This window comes from Crenobacter oryzisoli (assembly GCF_030385785.1).
GTDB classification, from domain to species: domain Bacteria; phylum Pseudomonadota; class Gammaproteobacteria; order Burkholderiales; family Chromobacteriaceae; genus Crenobacter_A; species Crenobacter_A oryzisoli.
This window is the reverse complement of sequence record NZ_JAUEDK010000026.1, coordinates 38,002-56,399: the sequence shown is the minus strand read 5'-3', so window position 1 is coordinate 56,399 and position 18,398 is coordinate 38,002. Positions and strand designations below refer to the sequence as shown.

18 protein-coding genes are annotated in these 18,398 nt (G+C 64.3%); 7 read left to right on the top strand and 11 right to left on the bottom strand.

All coding sequences use genetic code 11. The features are described from left to right. The first annotated feature begins 69 nt into the window (after window positions 1-69). The 6 genes from QU481_RS14670 to QU481_RS14645 all read left to right on the top strand — a co-directional run bounded on the left by QU481_RS14670 (window position 70) and on the right by QU481_RS14645 (window position 6,928). The gene (locus tag QU481_RS14670) at window positions 70-1,224 is read left to right on the top strand and encodes a trans-sulfuration enzyme family protein (protein ID WP_289830785.1); all 1,155 of its coding nucleotides are present in this window, start codon (window positions 70-72) and stop codon (window positions 1,222-1,224) included. A 105-nt stretch (window positions 1,225-1,329) separates the two neighbouring features. After that, window positions 1,330-3,579, top strand: a complete 2,250-nt coding sequence (locus tag QU481_RS14665) for an FdhF/YdeP family oxidoreductase (protein ID WP_289830784.1) — start codon at window positions 1,330-1,332, stop codon at window positions 3,577-3,579. Continuing rightward, window positions 3,576-3,818, top strand: coding sequence for a helix-turn-helix domain-containing protein (locus tag QU481_RS14660; RefSeq protein ID WP_289830783.1), 243 nt, complete (start codon window positions 3,576-3,578; stop codon window positions 3,816-3,818). Before QU481_RS14665 ends, QU481_RS14660 begins: the two co-directional genes overlap by 4 nt. Window positions 3,819-4,008: 190 nt before the next feature. After that, on the top strand, window positions 4,009-4,578 hold the full coding sequence (locus tag QU481_RS14655) for a GbsR/MarR family transcriptional regulator (RefSeq protein ID WP_289830782.1): 570 nt from the start codon (window positions 4,009-4,011) through the stop codon (window positions 4,576-4,578). Further along, entirely contained in the window at window positions 4,578-5,921 is a 1,344-nt protein-coding gene (locus QU481_RS14650; RefSeq protein ID WP_289830781.1) for a cytochrome ubiquinol oxidase subunit I, read from the top strand. Before QU481_RS14655 ends, QU481_RS14650 begins: the two co-directional genes overlap by 1 nt. Further along, window positions 5,918-6,928, top strand: a complete 1,011-nt coding sequence (locus QU481_RS14645; protein ID WP_289830780.1) for a cytochrome d ubiquinol oxidase subunit II — start codon at window positions 5,918-5,920, stop codon at window positions 6,926-6,928. Before QU481_RS14650 ends, QU481_RS14645 begins: the two co-directional genes overlap by 4 nt. Before the next feature lie 242 nt (window positions 6,929-7,170). On the opposite strand, the gene QU481_RS14640 is transcribed toward QU481_RS14645, so the two are convergent. Continuing rightward, entirely contained in the window at window positions 7,171-7,443 is a 273-nt protein-coding gene (locus QU481_RS14640; protein ID WP_289830779.1) for a hypothetical protein, read from the bottom strand. A 98-nt stretch (window positions 7,444-7,541) separates the two neighbouring features. Between QU481_RS14640 and QU481_RS14635 the strand changes: the two genes are divergently transcribed. After that, the gene (locus QU481_RS14635) at window positions 7,542-7,727 is read left to right on the top strand and encodes an oligopeptide/dipeptide ABC transporter ATP-binding protein (RefSeq protein ID WP_346432441.1); all 186 of its coding nucleotides are present in this window, start codon (window positions 7,542-7,544) and stop codon (window positions 7,725-7,727) included. Between the two features lie 233 nt (window positions 7,728-7,960). Here QU481_RS14635 and QU481_RS14630 read toward each other — a convergent pair whose 3' ends face one another. From QU481_RS14630 to acsA, 10 genes are all read right to left on the bottom strand, one after another. Next, window positions 7,961-10,555 (bottom strand): DUF3141 domain-containing protein, encoded by a 2,595-nt coding sequence (locus QU481_RS14630; protein WP_289830778.1) that lies wholly within the window; start codon window positions 10,553-10,555, stop codon window positions 7,961-7,963. Between the two features lie 275 nt (window positions 10,556-10,830). After that, window positions 10,831-11,367 carry a C40 family peptidase gene (locus tag QU481_RS14625; protein ID WP_289830777.1) on the bottom strand — a complete coding sequence of 179 codons (537 nt, stop codon included), beginning with the start codon at window positions 11,365-11,367 and terminating at the stop codon, window positions 10,831-10,833. A 64-nt stretch (window positions 11,368-11,431) separates the two neighbouring features. Further along, on the bottom strand, window positions 11,432-11,881 hold the full coding sequence (locus QU481_RS14620; protein WP_289830776.1) for a DUF411 domain-containing protein: 450 nt from the start codon (window positions 11,879-11,881) through the stop codon (window positions 11,432-11,434). A 114-nt stretch (window positions 11,882-11,995) separates the two neighbouring features. Next, entirely contained in the window at window positions 11,996-12,325 is a 330-nt protein-coding gene (locus QU481_RS14615; protein ID WP_289830775.1) for a hypothetical protein, read from the bottom strand. Window positions 12,326-12,620: 295 nt separating this feature from the next. Next, the gene (locus QU481_RS14610) at window positions 12,621-12,905 is read right to left on the bottom strand and encodes an acyl carrier protein (RefSeq protein ID WP_289830774.1); all 285 of its coding nucleotides are present in this window, start codon (window positions 12,903-12,905) and stop codon (window positions 12,621-12,623) included. Between the two features lie 19 nt (window positions 12,906-12,924). After that, on the bottom strand, window positions 12,925-14,016 hold the full coding sequence (locus tag QU481_RS14605) for a dihydrolipoamide acetyltransferase family protein (protein WP_289830773.1): 1,092 nt from the start codon (window positions 14,014-14,016) through the stop codon (window positions 12,925-12,927). 49 nt (window positions 14,017-14,065) lie between these two features. After that, window positions 14,066-14,518: a pyridoxamine 5'-phosphate oxidase family protein gene (locus tag QU481_RS14600; protein WP_289830772.1), complete on the bottom strand. Its 453-nt coding sequence runs from the start codon at window positions 14,516-14,518 to the stop codon at window positions 14,066-14,068. A 17-nt stretch (window positions 14,519-14,535) separates the two neighbouring features. Then, window positions 14,536-15,510 carry an alpha-ketoacid dehydrogenase subunit beta gene (locus QU481_RS14595; protein ID WP_289830771.1) on the bottom strand — a complete coding sequence of 325 codons (975 nt, stop codon included), beginning with the start codon at window positions 15,508-15,510 and terminating at the stop codon, window positions 14,536-14,538. Beyond that, window positions 15,507-16,553 carry a pyruvate dehydrogenase (acetyl-transferring) E1 component subunit alpha gene (gene pdhA, locus QU481_RS14590; RefSeq protein WP_289830770.1) on the bottom strand — a complete coding sequence of 349 codons (1,047 nt, stop codon included), beginning with the start codon at window positions 16,551-16,553 and terminating at the stop codon, window positions 15,507-15,509. The genes QU481_RS14595 and pdhA overlap by 4 nt, the downstream gene beginning before the upstream one ends. Further along, window positions 16,550-18,316, bottom strand: a complete 1,767-nt coding sequence (gene acsA / locus QU481_RS14585) for an acetate--CoA ligase (protein ID WP_289830769.1) — start codon at window positions 18,314-18,316, stop codon at window positions 16,550-16,552. The genes pdhA and acsA overlap by 4 nt, the downstream gene beginning before the upstream one ends. Window positions 18,317-18,398 lie beyond the last annotated feature (82 nt).

Genomic DNA, 18,398 nt, shown 5'->3' with positions numbered 1-18,398 from the left:
GCATCGGAGATGCGCAGCAAGATGTGGGGCTAGCACTTGACGCGGCCCCGACAACACCAAGGAATCCCCATGAGCGACTTCCACACCCTCTCGGTCACCGCCGGCCAGCACCAGGACCCGTTCGGCGCGGTGATCCCGCCGATCTACGCCACCTCGACCTACCGGCAGAACGCGCCGGGCGAGCACAGCGGCTACGAATACTCGCGTTCGCAGAACCCCACCCGCGAGGCGCTGGAGCGCGCCGTCGCCGAGCTGGAAGGCGGCCGCCAGGGCTACGCGTTCGCCTCGGGCCTGGCCGCCATCGCCACCGTGCTCGACCTGCTGCCGGCCGGCAGCCACATCGTCGCCATCGACGACCTGTACGGCGGCACGGTGCGGCTGTTCGACCGGGTGCGCAAGCCTTCGGCCAACCTCGACGTCAGCTACGTCGATTCGGCCGACCTCGCTGCGCTGGAGGCGGCGATCCGCCCGAACACCCGGCTCTTGTGGGTGGAGACCCCGTCCAATCCGCTGAACAAGCTGGCGGACCTGGCCGCGCTCGCCGCCATCGCCAAGCGCCATGGCCTGATCGCTGTCGCCGACAACACCTTCGCCTCGCCGGTGCTGCAGCAGCCGCTCGCCTACGGCTTCGACATCTCGCTGCACTCGGCGACCAAATACCTGAACGGCCACTCGGACGTGATCGCCGGCGTCGCGGTAGTGTCGAACGACAGGCCCGACCTTGCCGAGCAGCTCGCCTTTTTGCACAACGCTACCGGCGCCATCCTCGATGCCTTCCCGAGCTTCCTGGTGCTGCGTGGTATCCGCACGCTGGCCTTGCGCGTCGAGCAGCACAGCCGCAACGCGCTGGCGATCGCGCACTGGCTCGAAACGCAGCCGGGCGTCGAGCGGGTGTTCTACCCGGGCCTGCCGAGCCATCCGCAGCACGAACTGGCACGCCGCCAGATGCAGAACGGTTACGGTGGCATCGTGTCGTTCCGCCTGAAGGGCGACGCGGCGGCGGTTCAGCGGGTGCTGGCGAGGAGCAAGCTCTTTACCTTGGCCGAAAGCTTGGGCGGGGTGGAAAGCCTGGTGTGCGTTCCGGCCAAGATGACCCACGCCGGCCTCGCGCCGGAACGCCGCGCCGCGCTCGGCATCGACGACAGCCTGATCCGACTGTCGGTGGGCATCGAAAGCGAGGCGGCACTGATCGCTGATCTCGAACAAGCGCTCGCCGCGCTGTAATTACAACGTCCTGTGTGCAAGGTTGGTCGAATCCCGAACGGTTCGGCCAACCTCGGCGTCGATCTGCGATAATCTGGGCATCTACCGCTCATCCGCGTCGACACCGTGACTCAGCGCATCAAACTCTACAAGCAACCCGCCGGCGGCTGGGGCGCCCTGAAAAGCTCGCTCAAGCACATCAGCGAACAGGGCATCCTGCAGAAGGGCATCGCCACCCTGCTGCATTCCAACCAGCCGGACGGCTTCGACTGTCCGGGTTGCGCCTGGCCCGACCGCAACCACCACTCCACCTTCGAGTTCTGCGAAAACGGCGTCAAAGCCGTCGCCGCCGAAGCGACCAAGCGCACCGTCGACACGGCGTTCTTCGAAAAATACAGCGTCGCCTGGTTGGCCGACCAGGACGACTACTTCCTGGAATCGCAGGGCCGGCTCACCGAGCCGATGGTGTACGACGCGGCCAGCGACCATTACCGGCCGATCGCCTGGGACGACGCCTTCGCGCTGGTCGCGCGCGAGCTCAACGCGCTCGACCACCCCGACCAGGCGCTGTTCTACACCTCCGGGCGCACCTCGAACGAGGCGGCCTTCCTCTACCAGCTGTTCGCGCGCGAGTTCGGTACCAACAATCTGCCCGACTGCTCGAACATGTGCCACGAGCCGTCCGGCGTCGGCATGATCGAGGCGATTGGCGTCGGCAAGGGCACCATCACGCTGGACGACTTCACCCAGGCCGAGGCGATCTTCATCTTCGGCCAGAACCCCGGCACCAACCATCCGCGCATGCTCGGCGAGCTGCGCGCGGCGGCCAAGCGCGGTTGCCGCATCGTGGTGTTCAACCCGCTGAAGGAGCGGGGGCTGGAGCGCTTCACCGACCCGCAAAGCCCGGTGGAGATGCTGACCGGCGGCGCCACTGAGCTGGCTTCGCTGTACTTCCAGCCGCGCATCGGCGGCGACCTGGCCGTGGTAAAAGGCATCATCAAGGTGCTGCTGGAAACCGATGCACTCGACCGCAACTTCATCGCTGCGCACACCGACGGTTTCGATACCTTGCGCGACGAGGTGTTGGCCGAAGCGTGGCCAGCGCTGGAGGAATCGTCGGGCCTGACCGAGGCGCAGATCCGCGAGGCCGCCGCCGTCTACGCCGCAAGCAACGCGACCATCTGCACCTGGGGCATGGGCATCACCCAGCACCGCCATTCGGTAGCGACGATCCAGATGATCGTCAACCTGCTGTTGCTGAAGGGCAATATCGGCAAGCCCGGCGCCGGCGCCTGCCCGGTGCGCGGCCACTCCAATGTCCAGGGCGACCGTACCATGGGCATCAACGAGAAGCCTGCCGCCACCTTCCTCGACAAGCTCGGCGCGGCGTTCGATTTCACCCCGCCGCGCGAGCACGGCCACGACGTGGTCGGTGCCATCGCGGCGATGCTCTCCGGCGAGGGCAAGGTCTTCTTCGCGATGGGCGGCAACTTCGCCACCGCCACGCCGGACACCGAGCGCACCCACCAGGCGCTGCGCAACTGTCGGCTCACCGTCCATGTCACCACCAAGCTCAACCGCTCGCACCTGGTGCACGGCGAGCAGGCGCTGATCCTGCCCTGCCTCGGCCGCACCGAGATCGACCGCCAGGCAGGCGGCGTGCAGGGCGTGACAGTGGAAGACTCGATGAGCATGGTGCACATCTCCACCGGCATGAACGCGCCTGCTTCGGCCAACCTCTTGTCCGAGCCCGCCATCGTGGCGCGCCTGGCAGCGGCCACGCTGCCGCAGAGCAAGACGCCGTGGCTGTGGCTGGTCGAAGACTACGACCGCATCCGTGACAAGATCGCCGAAGTGGTCGACGGCTTCGCCGACTTCAACGCGCGGGTGCACGTGCCGGGCGGCTTTTACCTCGGCAACGCCGCGCGCGAGCAGCGCTGGCGCACCGCCGGCGCGCGGGCTCGGCTGATCTCGCATCCGCTGCCAGATCGCCAACGCTTCGAGACCAAACTGGGCGACGGCCCGCTGTTCAACCTGATGACGGTGCGCAGCCACGATCAGTACAACACCACCGTCTATGGCCTCGACGACCGTTACCGCGGCGTGTTCGGTCATCGCCGCGTCTGCTTCATCAACAAGCAGGACCTGGCCCGGCTCGGCATGCAAGCCGGCCAGTGGGTGGACATGACCTCGCTGTGGGACGACGGCGAGCGCGTAGCGCGGCGCTTCTTGCTGGTCGAATACGACATCCCGGAGGGCTGCCTCGCCAGCTACTTCCCCGAGACCAACAGCCTGGTGCCGCTATCCAACGTGGCCGACAAGGCGCGCACCCCAGCGTCGAAGTCGATCCCGGTGCGGCTGAGCCACGCGCTATGAGCCAGCAGGACCAGGCGCTGGCGCTGCTCGCACTGTTGGCCGAACAGGACGGCGTGTCGCTGCCGCGCGCCTGCAAGGTGTTGGGCCTCGGCCAGAGCGAGCTCTATCGCCTGCTGGCGGCATTGGGCGACAGCCCCACGCTGCCGGGGCCGGGCCTGGTCGAACTGCGCGAAGACGGCGCGCGCCGCCTGCTGTGGTTGACCGACAAGGGCCACAGCCTGCTCGACGCGGCAGGCTGAGCCCAACGCCCCGTCTCTCCCCGTCTATCCCCTTCCCTATCTTTGGCCGGCCCATGCCGGCCAAAGCCTTGCTTCATGCGGCGTTTCGTCGCAGCTTCCCCGCATTTCCAGCATCATTCATTGACCCATCAAATCAGTCAGCATATGATCTCTATCAAACTTTCAGAAATTACTGAAAATTGAGAACATCATGAACACACCACCACTCGTACAGTCCTTCGTGCTGCATTTCGGCGAGATGGGCAGCCGCTGGGGCATCAATCGCACGGTCGGGCAGATCTACGCCCTGCTCTATGTATCCGAAAGGCCGATCAACGCCGATGAAATCGCCGAAAGCCTGGGCTTTTCGCGCTCCAACGTCAGCATGGGGCTGAAGGAGCTCGAATCCTGGCGACTGGTGAAGCTGCAGCACTTCCCGGGCGACCGCCGCGAGTACTTCTCCACCCCGGACGACGTCTGGGAAATCTTCAGAACCCTGGCCGAAGAGCGCAAGAAGCGCGAGGTGGAGCCGACGCTGACCATGCTGCGCGGCGCGATGATGGAGCGCCCGGCCAGCGACGCCGAGAAGCATGCGCAGGCGCGCATGAAGGAGATGTACCAGCTGATCGAACTCGTCACCAGCTGGTTCTCCGACATCCAGAACCTGGACGTGGAAACGCTGCAGCGGCTGATGAAGCTCGGCTCCAAGGTCACCAAGGTACTGCAGTTCACCCAGTCGCTCAGCAAGATGACCAGCCGCAACGGCGGCGAGGAGGCCTGATGGAACTCGACGCAATCACGCTGGCGCGCATCCAGTTCGGCGCCAACATCACCTTCCACATCCTGTTCCCAACCATCAGCATCGCGATGGGCTGGATGCTGCTGTTCTTCAAGCTGCGCTACAACAAGACCCGCGACAACGCCTGGATGGACGCCTACGGCTTCTGGGTAAAGGTGTTCGCCCTCACCTTCGCGCTGGGCGTGGTGTCCGGCATCACCATGAGCTTCCAGTTCGGCACCAACTGGCCGGGCTATATGCAGACCGTCGGCAACATCGCCGGCCCCTTGCTCGCTTACGAAGTGCTGACTGCGTTCTTCCTGGAGGCCACCTTCCTCGGCATCATGCTGTTTGGCCAGAAGCGCGTCAGCAACCGCGTGCACACCCTCGCCACCGTGCTGGTGGCCGGCGGCACCACGGTGTCGGCGTTCTGGATCATCGCGCTCAACTCCTGGATGCAGACCCCGGCCGGCTTCGAAATGATCAACGGCCAGGCACACGTCACCAACTGGCTGGAGGTGATCTTCAACCCGTCGATGCCGTACCGCTTGACGCACATGCTGCTCGCCTCGGGCCTGACCATCGCCTTCCTGATCTCGGGCGTGTCGGCCTACCGCTGGCTGCGCGGTGACCGCGTGCCGGCCGTGGCCAAGGCGATGAAGAGCGGCGTGTTCCTGGCCGCGCTGCTGATCCCGGTACAGATCTTCGTCGGTGACATGCACGGCCTCAACACCCTGCACCACCAGCCGGAGAAGATCGCCGCGGTCGAGGGCGTGTGGAATACCGAGAAAGGCGCGCCGCTGACGCTGTTCGCCCTCCCCAACGAGGAAACCCGCAGCAACGACTACGCCATCACCGTGCCGAAGCTGGCCAGCCTGATCCTGACCCACTCGATCGACGGCGAGTTGAAGGGCCTGAACGAATTCAAGGGCGCCCACCCGCCGGTCGCCAAGGTGTTCTGGAGCTTCCGCGTGATGGTCGCCATGGGCATGCTGATGCTCGCCACCGCCTGGCTCGCCGCCTGGCAGCTGAAGAAGCGCGGTGAGCCGGCCGCCTGGCTGCAGCGCCTCTTGATCGCGATGACCTTCTCCGGCTGGATCGCCACCGTGGCCGGCTGGTACGTCACCGAGATGGGCCGCCAGCCCTGGCTGGTCTACGGCGTGCTGACCACCGCGCAGGCCGCGTCCAAAGTACCGGCACCGATGATCCTGACCACCCTGATCATGTACCTGGCGCTCTACGTGGTGCTGCTGCTCTCCTACGTATCCGTGGTGTTCTATCTCGCCCGCAAGGCCGGCAAACCCGCTGCCCGGCCTTCGGCCAACCTGAAAGAGGTGACAGCATGACTGCCGCTTACTGGCTGCCGGTGATCTTCGCCGGTCTGATGGCCCTGGCCATGCTGATCTACGTGATCCTGGACGGCTACGACCTGGGCGTGGGCGTGCTGCTGCCCTTCGCCGACGAAGACGACAAGGACATGATGATCGCCTCGATCTGCCCGTTCTGGGACGCCAATGAAACCTGGCTGGTGCTGGGCGTGGGCCTCTTGCTGACCGCCTTCCCGATGGCGCACGGGGTGATCCTCGGCGCGCTCTACCTGCCGGTGGCGCTGATGCTACTGGGGCTGATCCTGCGCGGCGTGGCGTTCGACTTCCGTGTCAAGGCGCACGCCGACCACAAGCCGTGGTGGAACGCCGCCTTCGCCACCGGCTCGCTGCTCGCCTCGCTGTCGCAGGGCGTGATGCTGGGCCGCTACCTGACCGGCTTCGAGCCGGGCCTGGCCGCCTGGGGCTTCTCGCTGCTGACCGGCGTGGGCCTGACCGCCGCCTACGCCCTACTTGGCGCCGGCTGGCTGGTGATGAAGACCGAAGGCCGGCTGCAAGCGCGCGCCATCGGCTGGGCCCGCCACAGCGTGGCCGGCACAGCGCTGGCGGTAATCGCCGTGTCGGTGGTCACGCCACTGGTGAGCCAGCGCATCGCCGAGAAATGGTTCGTGCTGCCGGACTTCCTGCTGCTGTTGCCGCTGCCGCTGATCTCGCTGGCGCTGTTCGTGACACTGGCCTTGGCGCTGCCGCGACTGGCACGCCGCCAAGCGGCCGGCAACGACAACTTCTGCTGGCTACCGTTCGCCTGCACCGTCGGCATCGTGGTACTGGCGTTCTGGGGCCTGGCGTACAGCGTGTTCCCACAGCTGGTGATCGACCAGCTCGACATCTGGCAGGCCGCCAGCAGCCCCGAGGCGCTCAAGGTGATCCTAGCCGGCGCGGCCGTGGTGCTGCCGACCATTCTCGGCTACACCGTGTTCGCCTACCGAGTGTTCTGGGGCAAGGCGCACGAGCTGACATATCAATAACCGCTAAGCTTGTCCGAATGCCCAATGTAAAACGCCCCGCATTGCGGTAATGCCGTTCACTTAAGGAAAAAGCACCGCCCACCAAGGTGGAAAAACGGTGCTTTTTTGTTACTTCCAAGCGTTCTTCGAAGCTAAAATCCGGACTGAACGGCTTAAGTGAACGGCATTACCGCATTGCGGGGCGTTTTTACTGCCAAGCCACCTTCAAGGCGGCATCAACCCGTCAAGACGGGGGATGGGCGTCAATGCAGAGGTTCCGTGGAGGGGAAGCCGCTCTGCAGCGACGATTCAGATGCGTGCTCCAACCATTGCGGCGAAGTGCTCGAGGCCATCTGGTGCCTCACCAGCACCCCCACCGCGATCAAGCGAGACAATTCAGACTGTGACAGTTTTGGCGAAATCGCTGCCAGGCTTTCCGCCAGCAGCGCCACGATATGCAGGTTCGACAGTTGGGTCGGTACCGCGCCCTCCTCTCGCAACATCAACTCGAATAGCTTGACTGCCTCCATCGCCACCCCGCTTTCCGTAGTTCAGCGTGTTCCCACTATAGGTAGATCATGGCCATTGTCATTGACGGGGTGACGAACGGTTTAAAAAACCAGGCGCTTGACCTATTAAACAGTTTTCAATCCGATGTGACACAACGAGCGGAGGAGGAAAAATCGACCACTCGCCCTCGCTACCAAGCGGCTGCCGCTCTCACACGCGCTGCCCGCAGGCGGCCGAGCGTTGTCGGCGTGAAGAACCAGCGCTACGCGAACTGGATGGGAGTCACAAAGTCGCCTGCCACTTTGCCTGAGAGCCTGTTTGCGATCTCGCGAACGAAGGGTCTGCCAAGGCGAAATGGCGCGAAACGGAATGCACAGAGAGTACATGAGCATGTTGAGCACCAGTTCAGAACAGGATCACCCGAGTGCAGCAGATCATAAGCAGGCGCTGCACATGACCGACCTAGCGGGCCGCGCTGGCCCGGCCTGTCCAGAGCAACGAAAAACGGCACCCAAGGTGCCGTTTTGTTTGGGTAGATACCCCTTACTCGCTCTCACCTGCTGGCTTGCCCTGCACTGGCGCCGTTTCGGTTTTCCCGCTCGGCGCCACCGGTGCATTAGCCGCCGGCGGCATCACGGACTCGAGGCGGTCGGTAACCTTCAGGTACTCCGGCTCGGCGCTGACCGGAGCCGCTGCCGCCGAAACGGCGGAATCGGGAACAGGCTTGGCCGCGGCCGGTTTGCGGCGCGAAGCTGCCGGCTTGCTTCCGGCGGACGCCGCCGGGGGCTTGGCCGATGCGGCAGGCTTGGCAGTTGTCTTGGCCGCCGCCGGCTTCGCCGTGCTCTTGCTCGCGACGCGCTTGGTGACTGGCTTACTTTCCACCGGGGCAACGACCGCCGTGTCGCCGGCCACCGGGGCCGGCTCGGCCTCTGCCGCCGCAGCACGGGCGAGCACACTCTCACCGACATGCCCAGCGTCCAGCTCCAACACCTGAGCCACCCGCTTCAGCCTCTCGATCTTGCCCTCGCTGATCGGACCACACAGCTCAAGCAACTCACGCATCAGCGTGAACGCTCGCCGGCGTTCATGCGGGTCGGTGAGCAGCTGCGGCAAGCCTGCCAGCGCCCGCTCCTCGTCCGCACGTACCAGATAAGTCTGCTGCTTGATCGTCTCCTTCAATCGCTCGAGCGTGATGGTCTTGTCGAGGCCGGTGTCGCGCATCACGCGACGGATGCCGTTGAACGGCCGCTCGTCGACCACCCCCGTACCTATCGCGACATAGATCATCAAGCGCAGATAGCCCTCCAACAGCGAGCCCTGCTCGAATCCGCCGTCAAGCGCCAGCCGCTTGAGCCGCAGCATCTCGTCGTGCGCCCAGCTGTGCCGGCGCGCCGCCGCCCGACGCTCGCGTGGTGGCTGTAGCCCGACCATGGCGGCAAGCCACGGCGACTCGTAGACCGTTTTGAAGACATGTTCCTGAAGCGCGTCGCGGCTATCGCGATAGTTATCCAGCGCATCGGTGATGGCCTCGGAGGCCTTCTCCTGCATCTGACGCAGCGGGTTGTCATCAGCAACGGGCTGGCGATACGCGCGTACCGCCTCGGCGATCGGTCTCACCGCCCAGAGCGTCGGGTTCAGATCGGAGAACAGCGCTCGCCCGAATCGGGCCGGGTTGAGATTACGCAGCAGAAGGGCCGTGTAGTCGTTCGAGAACGCACGCACCCACGGCGAGACGAAATTGTCGTACATCGTCTGATTGATTTCGGCGACGCGCCGCACCACCTCGAAAGCGCGCTCGTCCTCGCGGCCGTCGTCGAGCGCGAGGATGTCCGAGACATCGCGCGGCTCGAAGCGGATAACGTAGCGACCCTCTGCATATTCCAGGCCCGGCGTTTCCGGATGGGTGTCCTGGATCACCGCCTCGTAGAGACCGGGCGGCAGCACATCGATCAGGTCGAGCGCCGTGGCAAATTCGTTGTGCTCCTTGGTCGCCACCCCGGCCGACACGAAGATGCCCAGGTGGCCGACCTTCTCGTGCAAGCAATAGACGATGGTCTGCTCGTTGACGCGGATGTCCTCGACGCTGTCGTACAGATCGGGAATCCAGTTGAGCGCCTGCTGCGGCGGGGTGATGTTGTCGCCCCATGACGCGAACACCATGATGGGCGAGCGGATATTGTGCAGATCGATACGGCGCTTGCCGTCGGCGGTATACAGGTCGCCGGCAGTCAGCCGGTTGCCGACGAACAGGTTTTGCGTGATCCACTCCATTTCGGCCTTGTTGAGGATGAAGTGGCCGCCCCACCAGCGTTCGAACTCCAGAAAGCGCTCGCGCTCGGTGTCGACCTTGTCGTACAGCCGATAGAGCTTGTTCCAATAGGTATTGGCCGGGTCGAGCTGCTCGAAATTGTTAACGAGATACGCCCCGTCGAACTGGCCATTACCGATGTCGCCGGCAAACGAGGCCGCCCAGGTACCGCCCATCAGGCCACCGGTATAGCGCATCGGGTTCTTGCCCTCGACGCCGGCCCAGTACGACAGCGGCGAGCCGGCCAGCAGGATAGGCCCGACCAGCTCCGGATACAGCGCCGCCACCAGCGCCAGCGCCCATCCGCCTTGGCAGTTACCGATCACGAACGGCTTGCCGGGTGCATCCGGGTGCAGCTCGTTGACCTTCTCGAGAAACACTTTTTCCGCCAGCCCGACGCTCGCCAGCGTCTGCTCCGGCTCAGGCTGCGGGTAAAACATCACGAAGTAGCACGGATGGCCTTGCTGCAGCGCAATACCGATCTCGCTGTCCATCTTGAAGCCGCCGATGCCAGGCCCATGACCAGCGCGCGGATCGATCACCACGAAGGGGCGCTTCTTCGGGTCAGTGGGCGGACAGGCGGCCGGCGGCTTGATCGCAGCGAGCGCATAGTTGGCGGGGCGCTCCAGTTCTCGCCCGTCGACAATCACCTCGTAATCGAACACCAGCACCGGCGGCTTGCCGGACATCGCGTGCTCGAGAAACACATTGCCGCGTTCGCGCAGCACGTCAAGGAACAGGATCGAGCGCTGCCAGGTATCGACCCAGTAACTGGTTATGTCAGAGGCACCTGACGGTACAACGGAAAAAGCAGCGGTTTGCGACAACATACAGCTCTCCCGATGGGCGGTTTGGAACCGTCACTCTACACCGATCATGTTGCGATGCAACAGTTGTCGATCGACGTTGTAGTCACTCCAATGGAACCCGGCTCAAGGCAGCTCGTTCAGGGTCCGAAGTATCGTGCACGGCAATGCTCGGCCCAACCCGGCCCGAGCCTGGGCGATAAAAAAACCACGGCCGGCCCTACCCGTTCGTGGTTCTCTCCAAAGCATCGACAATAGCTACGATGCGTCATCGCCGCAGCCGCGCAGACTGCTACCGGTTACTGTTGTCGCAGCACCCGGCGTGCACCGTTGAAGTGCGTGGTCCAGTACGCCTCGTTCATGTCGCTGATGCTGATGCTCTTGCCGGAGCTAGGCGCGTGGATGAACTTGCCCTTGCCCAAATAAATGCCGCTGTGCGAATTGGCGAAGCCGCGCGTATTGAAGAACACGATGTCGCCGGTCTGCAGCTCGTCCCGGTTGACCGCCTTGCCGGTGCGCGCCTGCTCGGCGGCGGTGCGCGGCAGGTCCATGCCGATCGAGCGCTGGAACACATAACGGATCAGGCCGCTGCAGTCGAAACCGCTGGTGGGCGAACTACCACCGAAGCGATAGGCGACGCCGACCAGCCCCATCGCCTGCATCAGGATGTCGCCGGCCAGCGCGCTGGCAACATTTTTGGAATTCTGGCCGTCGCTCGCGGCCGGGGCATCGGAAGCATCATCGTCCTGCTTGGCGCCGAAGCTCGGCGCGCTGAACATCAGGCAGCTGAGCAACAGCAACGGCAACACGAGAGAGGAAACGAGGGAACGCTCCACGCAATAGTCCTGTGATGGGGTGGCGGGCAGGTTACCCTGCCGCCACGTTCTGCTCAACCCGAAATCAACGCTGGGCGTAGATAGTCGGGGCAGCATTTCGGCTGAATGCCATTACCCGATACGGTTGCTTTTGGCCGGACGGCACGTCCATGCCCGGAGAGCCCAGCGGCATGCCCGGCACGGCAAGACCGGCAATCTTCGGCTTATCCTTCAAGACCTTGGCGATCAGGTCGGCCGGCACATGGCCCTCGAACGCGTAGCCGTCGATCAGCGCGGTGTGGCAGGAACCCAGCTCCTGCGGCACCCCGGCCTGCTGCTTGACCGGTGTCAGGTCGTCGCGCAGCTCGGTCTTGACCGTGAAGCCGAGGGCCTCGAGGTGCTTGGCCCACTTCTCGCAGCACTCGCAGCCCTTGTACTTGTACATCGTCACCAATTTGGTGGCGGCGAGGACGGGCTGCAGGGTCATCGGCAAAAAGACGGCCAGCGCGGCAATGGCAAATTGACGGGTTTTCATCAGACTGATTCCTGGTTTTGGCCGGCACAGGCGTGTTACAGGCACGCAAAAAGCTGCCGGCACGATGGCATAACGACTGCAAAGCAGTCGCAGGACGGCACAAAAGAGCGGGAATCAGCTGCGTGGAGGGCGTTCAGGCGGGGAGAGACAACGATCGGCCAAGCGGGCGTCGCAGGTGGCCTGCTGCGGGACATTGGCGGCGACGGCTCCGGTGGGCAGCGACACCGGCAAGGCGACAAGATGTGGCGAACAGCAATCGACGTCGGAGACGGCGGCCTTGGCCTTGTGCACCATCGCCGCACCGTCGGCCGGTTTGTCGGTTGACTGCGGCGACAACATCACCATGCGGCTGCATTCCGGATTCGCGGCCGCCAGCGCCGTGGCGTGCATAGGCAGCATGGCCACGGAGACGATCAGCGTGAGAACTCGGAGCAGTCGGTACATGATCGGCCGATTGTAAGTTGAGCGGCATGGCGCCGACAACCGCCCTACTCGATTCGTTGGCGAAAAGGAGGGAGACCGGAAGGAATTAGGCCCCCTCCTGTAAGAACCTATTGGCCACGGTCGAACATTTCGCGGCACGACAGCAAGAAGGTTGGGGTCTACGGATGGTCTCCAGTCAGCGGCCCAACAGAGCATGTTCTGACAGTACATAGACCACGCGGCCGATGCCGGTCCATAGACCGGCAACTGCCCTCAGCAGCGCCAGCGATATTCGGTCGGTAAACCAGGGCAGGAATCAAGGCTTACCCCCACTGAGTGCCTGTGCGGAAACGGCACCGCTCAGTCTGGCCTCGAGGTAGTCGAGTACGGCATTCAGCGAGATCAACTCACGATAATCAGCTTCAGGGATATCAACCTGGAGACTCTCATGTAGACCGATGATGAAGTTGAGCCAATCCATCGAATCGAGATCGATCTGCTCGCGTAGTGGGCGGTCATCGCGCAGTTCGCCCTCTTCTACTTCCGGAGCGATGGTGCGCAGCGTGGCGAGGACAACGGTGCGCAGGGCGGTGCGGTCCATGGCGGTGCTCCCGTAGGGGTTACAAGGTGTCAGGTTGTTGCAGCAAGGTGCGAATCTCGGCAAGAAACAGCGCACCGCGATGGCCGTCGCTGGCGCGGTGGTCGCCGGACAGACTGGCGATGACGCTGGGCATTGCCACTAACTTCCCCTGTTCCAGCCACGGCCGCTCCATCACCCGGCCAAAGCCGACCAACGCGACCTGCGGCGGGTAGATCACGCCGAACACCGACTCGCAGCCCTGCTCGCCAAGGTTGGTGACGGTCAGGGTCGGGTCAGCCAGTTCGGAGCTGCGCAGCGAGCCGGCACGGGCGCGCCGTACCAGGTCGGCGAGTTCGTGCATCAGCACGTCGAGTGGCTTGGCCGCTACGTCGTGTAGCGCCGGGGCAATCAGTCCGCCCTGGCGCAGGGAAATCGCCACGCCGAGATGGGCTGCGGGAGCCACACGAAAGGCACCGTCGAGCCAATGGCCGTTCATTTCCGGGTAGCGCCTTGTGGCGATCGCCACCGCCTTTAGCAACAGCACGGCGGGCAGCAGGCGCTCGGTAACAGGGAGCTCGGCATTGCACCGTTCCAGCCAGCTGAGCGCCAAACGAAGCGGGATGGCTTCGGAGAGGTAGTAGTGCGGAATCTCGCGCTTGGAGCGGCTCATCGCCGCGGCGATGGCACGGCGCATCTCGGCGCCGCGGTCGACGGACGGGGCGGTGGTTTGCGCGGCCCTGGTCTCGACGTCCTGCAGCGTGACTGCACCATCCGGCCCCGTCCCGGTGACGCTGGCAAGATCGACGCCGAGTGCGGCGGCGCGCTGGCGGGCGGCGGGCGAGATGCGCCGACGGGGTACGGCCGCAGCAGGCTGCGCGACGCTCTCCGCCGTTTCACCCGGCGCCAGCAGCAGCGCGATGGGGGTGCCCACCGGCACCTTGTCACCCACCTCGATCAGCAGCTGGTGCACCGTGCCCTCCACCCAGCTTTCGATGTCCACGGCGGCCTTGGCGGTGTCGACGATGGCGACGATGTCGCCACGCTTCACCGTGGCGCCGGGCTGGATTTTCCATTCCAGCAGCTTGCCCTCGTCCATGTCAGCCCCAAGCGACGGCAACTTGAACTCGATCATGGCGCGCACTTTCTGCCGGGGCCGGAGGCTTGCTGGCGGGCGGTAGCCATCACACCTCCAGGTACTCGGTGTGGCCAAAGCCCTGGCGGTAATCGAGCAGTGAGATGACCTGGGGCGTGACCTTGATCACCGCGACCACGTTGGCCAGATTCTCCACCTGCGCCAAATCGGAAAACTGCGGGAATTTGGCCAGCATCAGGCGCAGTACCTGTTCGATCTCACCCCGGCCCTGCACCTCTTCGGCCAGGCCGCCAAGCGACAGGCCACGAATCTCGCGCCAGTCGGTGTAGTAGCGGTTGATGGTGAGCGAGACCTTGTTGTTGAGCCGGATGTTACGCAGCTTCTGTGCATGCACGTCGCAGCACAGGTACAGGGTCAGGTCGTCGTTGACGTAGGCGACGGTGGTGGCCTGGGGGTAGCCGTCTGCGCGGACGGTGGCGATGGTGCAGAGGTTGTGGCTGTTCATCACGTCCAGCACGCGCTGGCGGGCTGCGTCATCCATGAGGTTCTCCAAGAGCGTCAGGTGCCGCACACGCCGTGCGCCGCCGCAACGATGACGGCGACCTGCGGCAGCGCCGCTTCTTCCAGGTGCTTGGCATAGGGAATAGGGACTTCGGCGCTGCACACCCGGACAGGTGGGGCATCGAGTTCGTAGAAGGCCTGCTCGGTGAGGCGGGCAACCACCTCGGCGGCGAGGCTCCCGCTCTTCCAGCCCTCGTCCACCACCACCAGGCGGTGGGTCTTGGCAAGCGAGGCGAGCAGCGTGGCGTCGTCGAGCGGACGCAGCACTCGCAAATCGATCACCTCGACGTCAATACCCTCTCTGGCCAACTGTTCTGCCGCCTCCAGTGCCTTGCCGAGCAGGCCACCATAGGCGATCAGCGTCAGGTCGCGTCCTGCGCGGCGCACCTTGGCGGAGCGGATGTCCACCGTCACACCTTCGGCCAGCTCGCCTTCTACGTTGTAGAGCTGGCCGTGCTCAAACAGGATCACCGGGTCGGGGTCTTCCAGCGCCGGCCAAAGCATGCCGCGCGCGTCCTCCAGCGTGGCAGGCGCCAGCACGCGGATGCCGGGGATATGGGCATACCAGCCTTCCAGGCTGTGCGAGTGCTGCGCTGCAAGCTGGCGACCGGCTCCGGTGGTCATGCGGATGACGAGTGGCACCGAGCACTGCCCTCCGGACATATGCCGCAGGGTGGCAGCGGTGTTAACGATCTGGTCCAGCGCCAAAAGGCTGAAATTGACCGTCATTACTTCAACGATCGGCCGCAGCCCGCCCAGCGCAGCCCCTATACCGGCACCGACGAAAGCGAGTTCCGACAGCGGCGTGTCGCGGATGCGCTCGGGGCCGAACTCCGCCAGCAGCCCTTTGGAAACCGCGTAGGTGCCACCGTAGCGGCCGACATCCTCGCCCATCAGAAACACGCGCGGATCTCGCTGCATTGCTTCTTGCAGCGCCTCACGCAAGGCCTCGCGGTAGCTGATGCGGCTCATGATGAACTCCCGCCGGCCGGGGTGTGCACGTCGCGCAGCAGGTCTGCGACTGGCTCCCAGTGACCGGCTTCGGCATACGCTATGGCGTCGTCCACCTCGCGTCCGACTTCGACGTCGAGCGCCAAGAACTGCTCTTCGGCCAATAGTCCCTGTGCTTTCAGGCGTGCAGTGTAAGTGTGGATCGGCCCGTGCTCCTTCCAGTGCTCGATTTCCGCCTTGTCACGGTACAGATCCGGGTCGAACATGGAGTGCGCCCGGAAGCGGTAGGTCTGGAATTCGAGAAAGAACGGCTGCTGCGTACTACGCACCGCATCGACGGCCTCGAGCGCCGCCTGGTGCGTGGCGACGACGTCCATGCCGTCGACGGCACGGGAGGCGATGCGATAGCTGGCGGCCTTGAGGCACAAGTCAGTCTGAGACTCGGAGCGAGGCAGCGCGGTGCCCATGGCGTACAGGTTGTTCTCACAGCAAAACAGCACCGGCAGCTGCCACAACGCAGCGAGGTTCATCGACTCGTGAAAGGCCCCTTCGGCCACCGCGCCATCACCAAAGAAGCAAGCCGTAACGCGGCGAATGCCCTGCATGCGGTCGGCCAGTGCCAGCCCCACGGACAGCGGCAGGCCGCCGCCGACGATGGCGTTGCCGCCAAAAAAGCGTGACTGGGCATCGAACAGATGCATCGATCCGCCGCGCCCGCGCGAGCAACCCTCCTGCTTGCCGAACATCTCCGCAATGATGGCGCGCATCGACACCCCGCGCAGCAGCGCCTGGCCATGTTCTCGGTAGGTAGCAACCACAGTGTCGTCGGTGCTCAGCGCACGCATGGCACCGGCCGCCACCGCCTCCTCGCCGATATAGAGATGGAGGAAGCCGCGAATCTGTCCGGCGCCATACAACTCGGCGCATTTTTCCTCCAGCCGCCGGATGCGCAGCATGTCGCGCAGCAGGCCCAGCGCCAGTTCGGGAGCGAAGGGAACGGGAGCGGTGGGGACGGGACCCGGCGGTAGCATCAATGTGTCGCTGGTCTGGGTCTGCGAGCTCATGTGCCCTCCTCCAGCGTCGACAGATCTCCTTCCGGCAGGCCCAGCTCGCGCGCCTTGAGCAGGCGGCGCATGATCTTGCCGCTACGCGTGTGCGGCAATGACGGAAGAAAGACGATCTCCTTCGGTGCCACGGCCGCGCCCAGGCGCTTGCGGGCGTGACCAAGCAGCTCGGCGCGCAGCGCTTCGCTGGCTTCGATGCCGCGCTTGAGCAAGACGAAGGCTTTGACCACTTCGCCCACCATCTCGTCAGGCTTGCCTATCACCGCCGCTTCCGCCACGGCGGGGTGCTCCATCAGCGCGTTTTCCACCTCGAATGGTCCAATCAGGTGGCCTGCCGATTTAATCACGTCATCGGCCCGGCCAACGAACCAGTAATAACCGTCTGCGTCGCACCGAGCCAGATCGCCGGTTAGGTAGAGCCCATCGGAAAAGCACTTGCGGTAACGCTCGTCCTGCCCCAGGTAGGCGCAGAACATCGACGGCCAGCCTTTTTTAAGCGCAAGCTCACCGATGGTGTCCGGCTCATGCAAGACATCGACGGAGCCGTCGGCCAGCCGTCGTACGATGCAGGCCTCGACGCCTGGCAGCGGCTTCCCCATCGAGCCCGGTTTGATCGGCATTGCCACGGTGTTGGCGATCATGATTCCACCGGTTTCGGTCTGCCACCAGTTGTCGTGTATGGGCAGTCCAAGGACATCGACTCCCCACCACACCGTCTCCGGATTGAGCGGCTCACCAACACTGGCGATGAAGCGGAGATCCGGGAAGCGAAACTGGTGAGCCAGCTCCGGCCCGGCCTTCATAAGCATGCGGATCGCGGTCGGCGCCGTGTACCAGACACTCACCCGCTCGTCTTGCAGGATGCGGTACCAATGTTCGGCATCAAACTCAGCCTCATCGATGATGCTGGTCACACCATGTAATAGCGGCGCGATGATCCCATAGGAGGTACCCGTGACCCAGCCCGGGTCGGCAGTGCACCAGTAGATGTCCTGCGGATGCAGATCGAGCGCATACTTGCCGGTCACGTAATGGGTCAGCACGGCGCCATGCACATGCAGAGCCCCTTTCGGCGTGCCAGTGGTGCCGCTGGTGAAATGGAGTAGCGCGGGATCATCGACTTGGGTCGGTACGATGGCAAACTCATCGGAGGCCTCGGCCATCAGGCTGGCAAGATCAAAAGTGCCCTGCGGCGGGTTGACCAAGGCATCTCCCTCCCCGACCAGCAGCACATGGCGCAGCGACGTCATCTCCGACCGTACCCCTGCAACCTTGCGTCGATACAGCGATTCGGTCGTCACTAATAGCGCGCCTTCCCCCAGCTTCACCCGAGTAGCAATCGGCTCTGGGCCAAAGGCGGAGAATAGCGGGGACACCACCGCCCCGACCTTGAAGCCGCCGAGCACCGCCAGGTACAGCTCCAGCCTACGGCCGCACAGCACGAACAGACGGTCGCCGCGCCCAATGCCCAGACGGGTCAAGACATTGGCGAAGCGATTGCTCAGTTGGCTTAGTTGGGCGTAGCTGATGTCGCGACAGGTACCGTCAACCGCCAACAGACGTAGCGCAATCTGGTCGCGCCACACACCCAGAGCGTGGCGGTCCACCGCTTCGTGCGCGATATTGATGCCACCTCCCGGCAACCCCGCCAACTCGCGCCGCGGCCCTTCCCAGGAGAAGGTACGGCACAGCGCCTCCCTCTCGACCAGATTCGGGGAGACGGGTAACGCCGCCAGGGTCTTGTCAATGTAGGTCGGTCGCACAGCAGGGTCCTCGTTCGAGCTGTCCCTAGCCTGGTGAGGGGCTGGTCGGGGTAGTCATCGCCACCGGCGAATTACGCTAGTT